We start from the raw sequence: 14,609 nt of genomic DNA, 5'->3' as shown, positions 1-14,609 counted from the left end.
TCTTGCCGCCGTTATCCGGACTCCCGGGTACGGAAAAGTCTGTCCGCGCAGCCACGCCAACCGTCCGATCCGGACGTAAGGATGTCACTTTCCGGACTTTTGGAGTGGATGCGCAATATTTCGCATTTTGTTACAGGCCGTGGTTATATATAATGAAAAATAAAGCGCATTCATAAGAGGAGGCGTCAGAACAGAATTTTCATGCGGCTAATCATCCACCGTACCGGCAAACCTTACCCGGTCAAACATTATGTCAACATGCTGATTGTCATTTTATTTACGGCGCTGGTCCTCGATTTTATGATCAGCTATGCTTCGATCTCCATCGTCAAGCAGCAGTCCGGCCGAAGCCTGCGGGACACAGCAGATCTGTACATCAACCGGATCAACCATGATTTTGCCTACATCAATCACTACATGGGCTGGTCGCTGGCCAATGACCAAATCATCGAGACGATGGATGCGAACGCTTCAGGTTCGGCCGAATTTCTAAAGTCCAACACCCAGCTTCATCAGCGATTTACCGAGCTGCAGAAAAATTACGGCCAGGCATATCAATTTTTCATCTATCTGAAAAACAAAGATTTTTTCCTGAACTGCGCTCCCTTAAGCATCGGGTATCCCGATTATTTGGAACTGAAGCGGCAGATCATTTCCTACGCCGAGGACAAAAATGTATACGACAAGTTTTATTCCCGCTGGACGCCGGTCCTTGTCCGGAATAAATATTATATTGTCAATATCGTCCCTTATCATGACCGTTATTTGATCTGCCTCATCTCTGCAGACGAACTGATCCGTCCGCTGCAGAGCATCGACATGGGGAAGAACGGCACCGTCTCTCTTGTTGATGAGCAGGGGATCAATATTTCCACACCGATCCGCGTGGACGAGACCCAGGCGCTGGATACCGCCAAGCCTTCTCCCTTCGGCCTCGCCCACTCCCGGGCCGCCGTGACCAGCCGGTTCTCCGACGCCTCATTCAGCGTTCAAATGATCGCCAGATACGGCACGTTCGAAAAAATTATGATCGCCCAGCTGGTCATCATTCTGCTGGCGCTGATGATCGCGATCGTCCTCTGCATCGTAATGCTCTATTTCAACAAACGGGTGCTGCGGCCGATTCAAAGCTTCTCGGATACGCTCGCCCGGTGGAACGAGGAGAGCGCCGCATTGGATTTTAAAAACAGCAAGATTATCGAACTGGAGCAGGCCAGCCAGCAGTTCAAGCATCTGATCGGGCAAATCCGCAGGTTCAAGATCGATATGTATGAGCAGGAGCTGGAAAAGCAGCGGATCCAGCTGGATTACATGAAGCTGCAGATCAACCCGCACTTTTTTCTCAACTGTCTGACGAGCATGTACAGCATGGCCCAAATGCAAATGTATGGCGAAATCGAGCGAATGGCCATGTCGACGACCCAATACTTTCGCTACATCTTTCAGAACGGGCACAACTTCGTGCGGCTGCAGGATGAAATTGAACATGTCCGCATATATCTCGACATCCAGCGTCACCGGTACAGGAACGCCTTCGCCTATCATATTTCCCAAGATGCAGAAACCGGAGATATCCGCATTCCTCCGCTCGTGCTGCAGACCTTCATTGAAAATGCCGTAAAATATGCCGTATCACGCGTCACCGAGGCGAACATTACATTATCGGTCAGCAGGGAAATGCAGGAGGATCTTGCCAAGATCACCATCTCGGATTCGGGACCGGGCTTTCCTCCGGACATTTTAGAACAGCTCATGCATGGTGGGCCGCTGAACGCGGAGAACGGCAACCGGATCGGTATGATGAACACGATACAGCGCCTTGAGCTGCTCTACAAGGGTCAAGCGAGCGTCTCCTTTTCTAACCGCGAGGGAGGCGGAGCGGAAGTAACCATCACCATCCCCGTATCGCCGCCGGAAGCCATTGATTAAGGAGGAATCGCATGAACGTTTTACTGGTGGATGACGATTATTTTGTCGTAACGGCGCTCGAAAGCAAAATCGACTGGCAGCGACTCTCCATTGAGCAAATCTACACTGCTTATAACATTTCCCGGGCGAAGGAAATTTTGCAGCAGCACGCCGTAGACATTCTCATATGCGATATTGAAATGCCGCAAGGCAGCGGCCTGGAGCTGCTGGCCTGGATTCGGGAGGAGCGCTACCGGGTGCAGGCGATATTCCTGACGAATTACGCGGACTTCAACTACGCCCAGAAAGCGATCGAACTGCAGAGCTTCGACTATTTCCTCAAACCGATCGAGTTTGACAAATTAGCCTTGATTATCCGCAAGGCGGCAAACAAAGCGAGCGAGGAACGGTCGATTGAGGAGGCTGCGCGCGAGGGGCTGCTATGGAAAAAAAACCAGAACCGCCTGCTGGAGCTGTTCTGGCGCAAACTGATCACGGGCAAAAGCTTTCCCTCGGAACCCCGGGCCATTCAGCGTGTTATGGAGGAACAGCATTTGCCTTATCAGCTGTCCGACCGGTTTACGCCCCTGATCATCAAGGTGTTTCCTCATGACGGGAGTCTTGGCAAAAACGACAAGGACCTGTTTGATTACGCCCTGCTTAACGTGCTGAACGAACTGCTGCGGAGTCCCTTGTACAAGGTCGAAACGGTGCTGGAATACACGGAGAACCACTGGATTGTCATTTTACAATGGAGCGCCGAACCTTCTACCGGTCAGATTGAAGACACATGCGCCTCCCTCATCCCCAAAGCCAACCGGTTCCTGAAGTGCGACGTATACTGTCATTTGGGACTTACTGAGAGCTTGGCGGCGGTGCATCCCATGATCCGGCAGCTGATTCATCTCAATGAAGAAATGATCAACATCCGTAATCAAGTCTTCCGTATCGATCAACGGCCGGTGGACGAAGCGGCTTATATCCCGCCCGACCTGGAGCTGCTGGAAAGACTGCTGAGTGATGGTGACGCTTCCGCATTTTGTGCGGAGATAAGCCGGTATCTGCATGAATTGACCGGGCGGCAGGCGCTGAATGTGTCCGCACTGCGGCAGTTCCGGCTTGATTTGATGCAGATGATTTACTCTTTTCTGAAGCAGCGGGAAATCCAGGCCCATAAGCTGTATTCCGGGAGTACCAACGATCAATGGTTTCAGCAGTCGCTCCAATCGATCGAGGATATGGAGCAGTATATCGCCTATCTGGTAGATACTGCTCTGGCATACCGGACGTTTGCGGAAAAGCCCAACTCGGTCGTGGAGGAAATCAAGCTGTATATCAACAAGCATATCGGGGACGATCTGACGCGGAACAGCCTTGCCGAAACCGTCTATCTCAACCCGGATTATTTGGCGCGTTTGTTTAAAAAGGAAACGGGTGTGCCGTTAGGCAATTACATTATCGAAACCCGAATTCAGATGGCAAAGCATTGGCTCGCCACATCGCAAATGCCTGTTCACATGATCGCCGGAAAGGTTGGCTACGCTAACGATTCGTACTTTTCCAGGCTGTTCAAGCAGGAATGCGGCTTGACTCCATACGAATTTAGGCACAAGCAGCAAAAAGACCGCCTGGGGTAGGCGGTCTTATCAACAGCATGCACTCGGCTGTTTCCTTCAGTAGGATCAAGGGCAACGGTCAAGTCGCCGGGCTGAACTCCGTCAGTTCTTCTTCCTGGGCTTCTTCGCTTCCCACCCACAGGTCCACCAGCCTGTCTCCATTGTACAGCTCGATGTTCAGTTCATCGGCATACTGGTACGCACCCGCCGTGAATTCCCCGGTCGTTGCTACATACCCGCCGAAGGCACCGCGCTTCACCATCTGGGAATGGACCACGGCAATGGGGCCGTAATCCACCGGATTCCGGTCGTCAGCACAAACGGCCAGCCCCAGGTACAAGCCATGGTCGGTGTGCTCCTCGATATCGATTCCGTAATTGCGCGATGCTCGGGTGACATAGGTCCGTCCTCCCCTTACCGCTTCCATTATTTCGGCGACAAACGCCTCAAACTCCAGGGACCCTTCGTCCTTGTCTTCCCCCTGTTCCTTTTTATATCGATGATATAAGCCGATTTTTAGCGTTTCTTTCATCTCGTCATGGGTGGTCAGCGTATCGATCGCACTGGATCGGTAATGTATCAACATCCCTTTCTGCCGGAGATAGAGCAGCAGCCAGCAGACATTGGTCACGATTAATATACTGATGATCACAATCTTCCAACCTCCTTCTATGAAAATCAGTGTAACCAGCGCCGATCGTTTTCAGACCTTCAAGCCACGGCCAAACGAGAAAAGCTGCCTGCAGTTAGACCTGCAGACAGCTTTCAAATGAATATGATGACATATGAAATGATTAATGAATTCCAAATCGAATGAATTCGCTTAGACTCTATCGTTTACTCGATATAATCCTTTAATCGTTTGCTCCGGCTGGGATGTCTCAGCTTCCGCAGCGCTTTCGCCTCAATTTGGCGGATGCGCTCACGGGTTACGCCGAATACCTTGCCGACCTCTTCCAGCGTGCGCGTGCGGCCGTCTTCGAGGCCAAAGCGCAGACGGAGCACGTTCTCTTCCCGCTCTGTCAGCGTGTCGAGCACATCGCCCAGCTGCTCCTTCAGGAAGGTGAACGCCGCAGAGTCAACCGGTGCCGGGGCGTCATGATCCTCAATAAAGTCACCCAGCTTGGAATCATGCTCGTCCCCGATCGGCGTTTCGAGCGAAACCGGATCCTGCGAAATTTTCATAATTTCACGGACCTTCTCTACGCTGAGCTCCATCGCCGCAGCGATTTCTTCCACTTCGGGTTCGCGTCCAAGCTCCTGCACCAGCTGCCGCGATATACGTGCCAGCTTGTTAATCGTTTCGATCATATGGACCGGAATCCGGATCGTTCTTCCCTGATCGGCTATGGCCCGCGTAATCGCCTGTCTGATCCACCATGTAGCATAGGTGCTGAACTTAAAGCCTTTCGTGTAATCGAATTTATCTACGGCTTTGATGAGCCCCATGTTGCCTTCCTGGATCAGATCCAACAACTGCATGCCGCGGCCCGCATATCTCCGGGCAATGCTGACAACCAGGCGCAGGTTCGCCTCGACCATGATTTTCTTGGCTTCCTCGTCCCCTTCGGCGACGCGCTTGGCCAGTTTGATTTCTTCTTCCGTGCTCAGCAGGCCGACACGGCCAATTCCCTTCAAGTACATACGCACAGAATCATCATTCTTCATGCCCGTCGGCAGCAGCTCGACGTCAGCGTAGGGCTGATCTTGCTCCTGTTGATTCGACTCGGCTTGATTTCTCATCACTTCATCGCGTTCACGTTCTTCCATCATCCTGTACGTTCCTCCCCCTGAAAATAATCTCTCTGTATCGCTTGATACGGCTTTCTGAGGTGTAAAAAATATTGACAATCACCAATCGTTGTGATACGATAAATGGTAATAATGTGATTAATTTTGGAGTACACATTATAATATCATATACGCAATTACATTTCAATATGTTTCATAGAATTTAGCCTTTTGGATTAAATTACATAAAAATTACATCATAAAGACCCTCCGGAGTAACATTAATGTTCTCCTGCGGGTCTTTTTTGTTGGCTTTATCCGGATGAAGAACGGTATATGATCCGGTACGGGATCTGCACTTTTTCCCTGGATCCACGGGTCACGAGCCTTAAAGCCTCCTCACCTACCCGGAAGAGCTGATGGTCTACCGTGGTAAGCTGAAGGACTTGGCCAATCGGCTGATTTTCCTGTCCGATGATGGCGACATCCTCCGGAATACGCAGCCCGGCAGAGAGAACAAATTGGTGGATTCCGGCCGCCACCTCGTCCCCGTTGGCGTACACGGCGGTCGGACGGACTTTTCCTTCAAGAAAGTGGCGGGCTGCATCCCTACCATCCTTCAATGTGGTGCAGCCATCCAGGCACCGGCATGGCGGTACTTCCCCAAAAACGTCCCGGTAAGCCTGCATCGTCAGCCGGGTGCTGATGCTGGTCTCCCCTCTTGCCGTCGTGAACGCAACCTCTGTGTATCCCATGTTTTTCAAGAAGGAGAACACCTCGAGCGTCGCGGCATACCGGTCAATGTAGGCGCAGCCGATTTCCTCCAGTTCCGTATACTCGCAGGCTACGATGTGACCATATCCCGCAAAGGGGACGATGGACGACCAATCGTTGGCACGGGACGTAATGATGATGCCGTCGAGCAGTTTAGTTTTCAGCATCGTTAAATACTCCAGCTCTTTCTCCGGATCATACCGGGTTGGAAGCACGGTCACAGTGTAATCTTCCTCAACCGATTTGTTCAATACACCGCTCAGCATCCGGTCGAAAGCCGGGTTGTTATTGTACGGGATGATCACGCCGATGCTGCGGGTCCGGCCGCGGATCAAATCAACCGCATTGCGGTTAGGCGTGTAATCCAGTTCGTCGATAGCTCGCTGCACGGCGGCTCTTTTCTCAGCGGAAACATACGGATGCTGGTTGAGAACCCGGGATACCGTGGATACCGAAACACCGGCTCGTCTGGCGATTTCGTGAATGTTGGCCATAACTCCCTGCCTTCTGACTTTTTCATTTCGAATAGTTCCTTAATTATATCACGCTGACTCCGATCCTCATTACGATAGTGGCCCAGCCGCAGCGGATTATTCATCCCGGGACTGAATGTCGTACTGATCTGCCTGCAGCAAAAGCTGTTCGTTGCCTTGTGCCTGAATGACAACCCCTGTCCCGCTGACAATCGGCGCTCTTCCGTCCGGAAACCAAGGCCGTTCGCGGTCCACCACGATCAACAAGCCCTCGGCGTCGCCCATCGCGGCAAATTGCCGGCCGTCGCCGCTCCACATGGACAGTCCCAGCGTCGTTTGAATCTGTTCCACGGCAGCGGCCACTTCATCAACAGGGAGCCCGATTTCGCTGATCCGCAGAAGCTGGCTGCTTGTGAAGTCTTCATTTTCGGCGTTATCAAAGGAATGGTGGGCGATGAATTCAATCAGATTTTCATCCGGATCGTAAAAATACAGGGCGTCGGCGTTCCAGTTCCCGAAATGAAATTGATCCCCGTCCTGATCGCGGAACAGCGTAATTCCACGCTGAGCGGCCCATTTTTTGGCTGCTTCGAGCTGATTCGTCGGAATCGTAATGGCAATATGGTACATCGATTTTTCGCCGGGCGCTTCCGCCTTCTGAAGAATGAGCTGGCTGCCGCCGGCTTGAATGGTGACCTTATCCGACTGTTCTTCGGCCACTGGAAGACCGAGCTTCCCGGCGTAAAATTGCTTCATCTCCGCAAAATGCCGGGTATTTATCGTAAGTTGTTGTATTTTCATCGTAAAAGACCTCCATGTGCTTCTGATTATCAATGTATTGCTCTGCGGCAGCGTATGCAGCGTGTGGGTCAACGCGATGCTTCCCTCTTCCATGAATCTTTCAGCGAAACGATCCGGTTAAATACCGGTACCGGCCCGGTCAGATCTTTGGGATCCAGGCAGAAATAGCCTTGGCGGATAAACTGGTATTTGGCATCCGGCGAAGCATTTTTCATCGATGGCTCCATAATGGCTTGCCTGTAAATGATTCGGGAATCGGGAGATACCAGCTCCGCCCAATCATTGTCCGATTCCGCCACGGACGCGCCATCTTTCAGCAGGCTGCCGTACAAGTGGATCTCGGCGGGAACACCGTGTGCGGCGGACACCCAATGTATCGTCGACTTCACCTTTCTGCCGCTGAACCCGGTTCCGCTTTTCGTCTCGGGATCGTACGTGCAGTGCAGCTCGACCACCTCACCGGTCTCCGGATCCTTGACGACATAATGGCATTTTAAGTAGTACGCCCCCTTCAATCGAACTTCGCTTCCTGGAAACAATCGATGAAAGCCCGGTACCGGATGTTCCATATAATCATCCCGCTCGATATACAATTCTCCGGAAAAAGGGACATCCCTGCCGCCAAGCATCGGATCGGCATCGCTGTGGTTGAGATGCAGCATTTCCACCTGATCCTTCGGATAATTCGTGATGACGACTTTAAGCGGATCAAGCACAGCCATCACAGCGACAGACATATCCTTTAAGTCCTGGCGTATGAAGTGGTCGAGCATCGCGGCATCCACCGTGCTGCTCCCCCTCAGCATGCCTACTTCCTGCATGAACCTCCGGAGGGCTTCCGGCGTAACGCCTCTTCGCCGCAGCCCCTTCAAGGTCGGAAGGCGGGGATCATCCCAGCCGTCGACGAATCCGCCCTCTACCAGCTCCCTGATGTACCTTTTGCTCGTGACCATTCCGGAAACGTTCAGACGACCGAATTCCCGCTGCTTCGGGGGTTCCGGCACTTCGAGCTCGCGCAGCACCCATTCGTACAAGGGGCGGTGATCCCTGAACTCCGCGGAGCACAGCGAATGCGTAATGCCCTCGATGGCATCCTGGATCGGATGGGCAAAGTCATACATCGGATACACGCACCACTCACTCCCTGTCCGGTAATGCTCAGCGTGGATGATGCGGTACAAGGCCGGATCCCTCAAGTTGATGTTGGGTGAGGACATGTCGATTTTGGCCCGCAGCACCTTGGCGCCGTCCGGGAACCGGCCTTCCTTCATTTGACGGAACAGGGACAGATTGTCCTCCACAGACCGCTCCCGATAAGGGCTGTTTCTTCCAGGCTCTGTGAGCGTTCCGCGGTATTCCGTCATTTCCTCCGCCGACAAATCGCAGACATAGGCCTTTCCTTTACGGATGAGCTTCAAAGCCGCTTCGAAGATCTCTTCCGAATAATCCGAGCCAAAATACACCGGCAGGTCCAGACCAAGCCACCGGACATCCTCCCGGATCGCCTCCACGTATTTCATGTCTTCCTTCAGTGGGTTCGTATCGTCAAAGCGGAGATTCATCTTCCCGTGGAATGCTTCAGCAATGGCTGCGTTCACGTGAATTGCATAGGCGCTTCCGATATGCAAATAGCCGTTCGGCTCCGGCGGAAACCGGGTCGCGATCGGTCTAGAATACGTTTCGTTCTCCACATCCTCCATCACGGTTTTCGTTAGAAAATCCACGGCTTCTTCTTGCCTTACTTTTCCTTCCATAAACTGTCCCCTCCTGCTCTTATATAAATCAAAAAGAAAACAAAAAAAATCCCGCCTCCAAGACGCTGACGTCTTGGGGACGAGATTGTATTTCGCGGTGCCACCCCGGTTCGCGGATCTATCGCTACATCCGCCTCTTCGGGTACGGCATGGACGCATGCTTATACCCTAGCTCTGTAACAGGAGCTCCTGTCGCACCATCCGAAGGAATGAGGATCCCTCTTCCGATGCGCCGCTCGGAGGCTTGCTTCAATGACGGGCGGCCTGCTCCTTCACAGCTGCCGGAGCTCTCTGCAAGGCTGCCCGTTCATCTACTCTTCTCTTCACCGCGTTTTCGTTCCGATTTGATTTTGACCATATTAACATCATTTTCGGCCAATGTAAACCGCATTATGCATACTTTAACCGGAAAGGGCGGGGATTAAATAACCTCCAGGCCATCGTTATCGGGCAGCGGCGGGTGCGGGGCGTGCGGCTCGGACTGATACCAGAAAGCGACGGAGGCGATATCGTCCTGCAGCGGCAAATAGCGGCCGCCGGAACGCCAACCGAGCGCCTGGATCGTTACCTTCAAGTCCTGTTCAAACCGGATCGGGTCCATCACATGCCAGCGGTACATCCCGAATCGCTGCTGGCTCCGGTACAGGCCGTCCGGTCTGATTTGCTGGTGAAAGCCCAAATAGGCAGTGGAAAACGCCCCGTACTGTCCTTGTGGATGCTCGAAATTCCAGGCGCCGCCAAAATAGTCTTCGGTCCCGGTGCCGCAAATCGTCGGGAAATCGCGGTCGCCGTCCATATAGAATTTGATCTCGCCTTCTCCCCACCACCCCGTGTTGTTCACCTGCCAGGCGATGTATGTGCCGACGTACTGTCCCCTCCCCTTCACGCCATCCAGAAGCACATGGTCCTGCTTATACGGCAAGGGGTTGCTCCGGCGCCATTGGGCGTGAAAATAGGCCGCATCCTCCGGCACCTCGGTCAGCGTATAGGTGAACTGGTAATACAGCACGACGGGTTTGTCCATGCGGTTCTCTACCGTAACCCGGGCCTTCTTGCGAAACGGCATCACCCAATAGCTGTTCATCCCGCCGGCGGGATTGACCGCCACCGGCAGGGAGTTGACATTGCTCCGCTCGCACCATCCGTTGCAGAAGAAGTCGCCGACAGGCACTTCTACGGAAGGCTCCGGCTCATCATCCCAATAAAAACGCAGAATGATATGACGCCAGCTGTCCGGAAAGCAGGTTAGCCAAATATGCTGAAGAGCCCCGGGTCCGTCGATTTCTGCGGCGGTAAACACCTCACCCGGTCTGATCTCCACCGATGGCGATATTTTCCATCCCTGACCCAAATCCCGGCCGGCATTCGCTCCGGTTCCCTGGGTGGCCATGCCGCCTTTTCCTTTAGCTCCTGTCACATTTTCCGCGCTGATCGATCTCGTCTGTGCCGAGGACATCCGGAATAGATTGCCGAGGCCCATGTTCAGCCCGTTAAAAGGTTCCATGCTCATCTCTCCTGTCATTGGTCAAATCGGATTTGCATTAAAGCGGTTACAAGTCATTCTACAGGCGTTTCCCCTCTTTATCGATGTTGGGACTTGTTATTTGTTATCCATTCTTGCTATTGTCAGAATAAAGAACCGCCGAGCCGCTGAAAGAGCGGAAACCCGGATAAGGGACCATTAAAGGAGGGAGCTGTCAAAGCGTATGGACCGGCAACAGCTGCTGCAAGCCTTGTCCCCCTACGTGCGAAGGGCGTGGCATCACAAAGTTGACCGTATGAAACTGGCGCCGCGGATCATTTTTGATTACGAACTGCTGTATGTTGAACAAGGCGAGCTCGACATCCGGATTGGCGGGGATTCACTGACTGTGTTTCCAGGCGACCTGCTGCTGTTCAAGCCCGGTATTGAGCATGAATTTGTCCGTTCCAGGGGACCCTGCTGGATGCCCCATATCCATTTCGACGCCCTGTATTATGAAGACTACGAGGAGGTACCGATCAACTTTAAACTGCGGGCGGAATGCAGCCAACAAGAGCTTTCGTGGCTCCGGCCGGATTGGCTGGGTTCCGTGCTGGAAATCCCCCATCTGATCCGGGTACATAACCATGCGGAAATTCATCAGGAGCTGATGCGGCTCATCCACGCCTACGAGCGCCGGGATGCCGAATTTCCGCTGCTTCAGAAATCGCTCGTGCTGGATATTCTGTATTTGGTCATCAAGGGCCTGAAGGCGGCCGGACATGGCCGGCTCTCGCTGCATCAGGCTGCGATGGAGCGGGCGGTGACCCACATCATGGAGCATTACAATGACATAATTCGGCTGGAGGACTTATCCAAAACGGCCTGCCTGAGCCTGTATCACTTCTCGCGCGTATTCAAGCAGACGTATGACGTGTCCCCGCACCAATTCCAGATCCGGTACCGGATGGAGCGGGCCAAGGAGCTGATGATGTACAGCCGGTTATCCCTGTCCGCGATCGCCGAGCAGGTTGGCTACAGCAGCATTTACGCTTTCAGCAAAGCCTTTAAGTCCGCCTGCGGCATCTCTCCGAAAAAATACATGAGCACCCATGCCTCCATGGGTGCTCCGGAAATCCATCATTAAGCCGCTGACACGTAAACGCGCAGCGGCCTTTTATTTACTTTGCCGTTGTGGCAGCTTGAACCAGCTTGTCCAAAGTGCCTCTTCCGAGTTCACCCAGCCTCCAGACGGCCACATGGGTAATTCCGGCTTGGCGCAGCGTGTCGATCCAGGAAGTCAGTGTTGAACCGTCCGCATACCACACCGTATGTTTTACGTTCTTATCATCGGTGTACTGATAGTGCAGACTTCCGCTAGCCGCGTCCCGCTTGAGCTCCGAGCTGTTCGTGTACCGTATCTTTACGGCCTGCTGTTCGGTAATGGCAGTCACTTGATCCCCATGCCAGTCAAAGCCCCCGGCCGCAATCGCGATCGTCTTCACCCCCGGAACAGCTGTCATCCGCTTGGCCAGCTTTTTCAGAAAAGCTTTGTCCGCTTTGGGTCCCGGACCGCTGTGCGTACCGTACAAATTGTAGGCCATCATCACATATTCAGGCCCTTCGGGCAGCTTCAGCGTTTCGACGGGAGCCCTCGACTCCAGCACGATGCGGAGCGATTTCCCCTTGGCATGCATCCGCTCATACAATTCGCGGTAAAAAGCGGTCATATAACCCCAGTCCTTGTCCTGGATGCGCTCATAATCGATCTCCACCCCTTGAAACGAGTATTGATCGAGCAGGGCCTCAATCTCGGCGATATGCTGCTCACGAGCTTCCTTCGTGGATACCAGCCGCGAGACCAGCTCCGAATCTTTGGGGGACTCGCTGCCGTCCTGCCGCACGATATCGTTAACAAGGGTCAGGTTCAGCTCGGCGATGCCGGCAGCCTCCGCCGTTTCCCGGATTTGCGGCAGCGCTTCTTTGAACGCCTTCGTAAAATAGGGCTGATCCGATTCGTCAAAATAGGTGGCAAACGCCTGAACACGGCTTAGAGCCTTGCCCAGCTTCCCTGCATCCGCAAGCCCCGACTCCCACTGCCAATCCACCACCCATGCGGTGAGTTCTACAGGACTTCTGGCCGGCGGAGCCGCCGCTTGCATCGCCGGCTGCCTCATCCAAATGCTGAAACCGACCCCTACGGCGACGATGACCAGCACCAAAGTCATCCATACGGATTGAGCCACTTGCTTCATACCCATCTTCTCATTACACCGCCATTTCGCCTTTGAAATTGCTCTTTCGTCAGAACGTATCGATGGCCCAATCGATCGTCGCGTCCATCGCATGCTCAACCTGCGCCGCGGCTTTTTTCCAGCCGAGCAGCTTATTCGTATACCACACCGAGGTTTTTCCATCCGCCGCATTTTCCGTAGTCACCGTGACATCCTCAAAGATTCCGTCATAGATATCGTCCTTGGTGTTTTGCGGACTGTAGGCTGATCCCAGTCCCACAGCACCGCCCTTCAGCGAAGGATCGACCGAGGCTTGGAGAACGGGCTGCCCGTCCACGATGATTTCCAGCCGGTTTCCCGACAGCTTCATTTGAATCTGCCGGGTATTTTTGATGTTGACGGGATATTCCTCCTCGTCATCTGTATTGGCGCCAGCCTGCGCTTCTTCTGCGGAATACACCGTTGCCTTGTCAAAAGCGAGGTCCTCTGAAGACCACTTGACCGGATCCAGCTTTTGTGTGCCCAAGACAGTCACAGAGGATCCAGACAGCTTCTGCTCCACCTGGATTTCGTTGCGGTCCAGCGTGACGCGCACGTACTGCTGACCATCTCCACGGTCCTTCAAGTAAAAAGACTGCTTGCCGACCACGTTGCCGGAAACCTTCGCGCTTAAGGTGAAATCCTCAGGTGCCTGTTCTCCTTGATCCAGCAAAAGCTTGCCTTCCCCGGCAGGCGGTGACGTCAGGACGATCCGGTTATCCTTGAATTCGGCGGCGCCTCCAGCCTGCTTCCACTGCCCCGACTGCTTCTGGTCCCCGGTCACGTACGTCATTTGCTGGCCGCTGTCCTTGCCGATTTTCATCAAAAGATGGTTGGTTGACCAGTAGGGCTCAGGCTGGACGCGGGTCAGGTTGTACACATCCTGTGATGGCCCGTTGAACGCATTGCCCTCCAGGTTAAAATGCATCTGGAACAGAGCACGGATATTGCGGTCATTTACATCCGTCACAAGCGGGTTCATGCTCCCGTACATCGCGTTGGCATGCATGATCATATAGACGCCGGGCACGAAGCCGAGTTTGTCGGTATAGACCGTGTCCATCAGCTGATAATCCTTGCTGATCCGCGCCTGCATCGTATCCCGGTCCTCGAGCGGAATCATATTTTCATCGCGGATAAAATCCATAAGGTAGTGGTTATAATGCTCGATGTCCTCTTTGCTGTCCAGCTTATTTTCGTCCTTGACGCCGATGTAGCCACCGTTTTTATCGAAAATATTGATGTAGGTCAAACGGTACCCGTTGGTCCCCATTTCCCAATACCCGCTTTTCATCATGCTGCGGAGTTCCTTGGGCTGCACGAATTTATGATCCCCGTTCCCCATCTTGTTGGCATAGGTGAGGAAGGTCGCCTTATCATTGTATCTCTCCAGCAAAGGCAGGGCATAAAGACTGGAGTCATTGCGCCCGTCCTCAAAGGACAAAAACAGCGCCTTGTCCGGCAGTGCCTTCCCCTTATGGTAGAAATCGAGGATGTCCTGCTGTGACACAGTGACATAGCCTTGATCATGGAGGGTTTGTAGCTGGGCTTTGAGCTGTGCTTTATCGATCAGAAGCGGTGTTCCGGTTCGGCTGACCCCAAAATAAGACAGCGCGACAAACCCGCTTCGATTATGCCACGTCGACTTGTCCGGTTCGGCGTAGCGGTCGGTTCTTGCGACGGCTTGGTAGATCAGAAAGATGACCATGATCACCAGGAAGAGCTGGATCCAGGTTTTGATCCACTTCCGCCGGTTTTTGCGCTTCACATCAAGCGCTTCGCTGCGTTTTCCTTTTTTCATCCTGCATCCTCATTTA

At 53.3% G+C, this 14,609-nt stretch carries 11 protein-coding genes and 1 other annotated feature; of the genes, 3 read left to right on the top strand and 8 right to left on the bottom strand.

Features of this window, described 5'->3' with window-relative positions:
- Nucleotides 1–201: 201 nt before the first annotated feature.
- Together ABIE48_RS12045 and ABIE48_RS12040 are read left to right on the top strand one after the other, a co-directional pair.
- Complete coding sequence (locus ABIE48_RS12045; protein ID WP_192714447.1) at nt 202–1,929, top strand: sensor histidine kinase; 1,728 nt, start codon at nt 202–204, stop codon at nt 1,927–1,929.
- Nucleotides 1,930–1,940: 11 nt separating this feature from the next.
- A complete protein-coding gene (locus tag ABIE48_RS12040) occupies nt 1,941–3,545 on the top strand; it encodes a response regulator (protein WP_192714448.1) in 1,605 nt (534 codons plus the stop codon).
- 58 nt (nt 3,546–3,603) lie between these two features.
- Here the strand turns inward: ABIE48_RS12040 and ABIE48_RS12035 are convergent, their stop codons facing one another.
- The 6 genes from ABIE48_RS12035 to ABIE48_RS12010 all read right to left on the bottom strand — a co-directional run bounded on the left by ABIE48_RS12035 (nt 3,604) and on the right by ABIE48_RS12010 (nt 10,561).
- Nucleotides 3,604–4,176: a restriction endonuclease gene (locus ABIE48_RS12035; protein WP_354518939.1), complete on the bottom strand. Its 573-nt coding sequence runs from the start codon at nt 4,174–4,176 to the stop codon at nt 3,604–3,606.
- A 185-nt stretch (nt 4,177–4,361) separates the two neighbouring features.
- Nucleotides 4,362–5,267: an RNA polymerase sigma factor RpoD gene (gene rpoD / locus ABIE48_RS12030; protein WP_240913186.1), complete on the bottom strand. Its 906-nt coding sequence runs from the start codon at nt 5,265–5,267 to the stop codon at nt 4,362–4,364.
- A gap of 302 nt (nt 5,268–5,569) precedes the next feature.
- Nucleotides 5,570–6,523, bottom strand: coding sequence for a LacI family DNA-binding transcriptional regulator (locus ABIE48_RS12025; RefSeq protein WP_192714449.1), 954 nt, complete (start codon nt 6,521–6,523; stop codon nt 5,570–5,572).
- A 96-nt stretch (nt 6,524–6,619) separates the two neighbouring features.
- Nucleotides 6,620–7,303: a VOC family protein gene (locus tag ABIE48_RS12020; protein WP_192714450.1), complete on the bottom strand. Its 684-nt coding sequence runs from the start codon at nt 7,301–7,303 to the stop codon at nt 6,620–6,622.
- Between the two features lie 68 nt (nt 7,304–7,371).
- On the bottom strand, nt 7,372–9,057 hold the full coding sequence (locus tag ABIE48_RS12015; RefSeq protein ID WP_192714451.1) for a glutamine--tRNA ligase/YqeY domain fusion protein: 1,686 nt from the start codon (nt 9,055–9,057) through the stop codon (nt 7,372–7,374).
- 72 nt (nt 9,058–9,129) lie between these two features.
- Nucleotides 9,130–9,393: a binding site (T-box leader), on the bottom strand.
- Between the two features lie 85 nt (nt 9,394–9,478).
- Nucleotides 9,479–10,561: a glycoside hydrolase family 172 protein gene (locus ABIE48_RS12010; protein WP_192714452.1), complete on the bottom strand. Its 1,083-nt coding sequence runs from the start codon at nt 10,559–10,561 to the stop codon at nt 9,479–9,481.
- Between the two features lie 202 nt (nt 10,562–10,763).
- Between ABIE48_RS12010 and ABIE48_RS12005 the strand changes: the two genes are divergently transcribed.
- Nucleotides 10,764–11,666: an AraC family transcriptional regulator gene (locus ABIE48_RS12005; protein WP_145020652.1), complete on the top strand. Its 903-nt coding sequence runs from the start codon at nt 10,764–10,766 to the stop codon at nt 11,664–11,666.
- A gap of 34 nt (nt 11,667–11,700) precedes the next feature.
- Here the strand turns inward: ABIE48_RS12005 and ABIE48_RS12000 are convergent, their stop codons facing one another.
- Both ABIE48_RS12000 and ABIE48_RS11995 read right to left on the bottom strand, forming a co-directional pair.
- Nucleotides 11,701–12,774 (bottom strand): glycosyl hydrolase family 18 protein, encoded by a 1,074-nt coding sequence (locus ABIE48_RS12000; RefSeq protein WP_354518937.1) that lies wholly within the window; start codon nt 12,772–12,774, stop codon nt 11,701–11,703.
- A gap of 49 nt (nt 12,775–12,823) precedes the next feature.
- Nucleotides 12,824–14,593: a polysaccharide deacetylase family protein gene (locus tag ABIE48_RS11995; protein WP_192714454.1), complete on the bottom strand. Its 1,770-nt coding sequence runs from the start codon at nt 14,591–14,593 to the stop codon at nt 12,824–12,826.
- Nucleotides 14,594–14,609: the final 16 nt, after the last annotated feature.

This window comes from Paenibacillus sp. OAE614 (assembly GCF_040546645.1).
In the GTDB taxonomy this organism is placed as follows: Bacteria; Bacillota; Bacilli; order Paenibacillales; family Paenibacillaceae; genus Paenibacillus_AQ; species Paenibacillus_AQ favisporus.
This window is presented reverse-complemented; position numbering and strand designations above follow the sequence as displayed.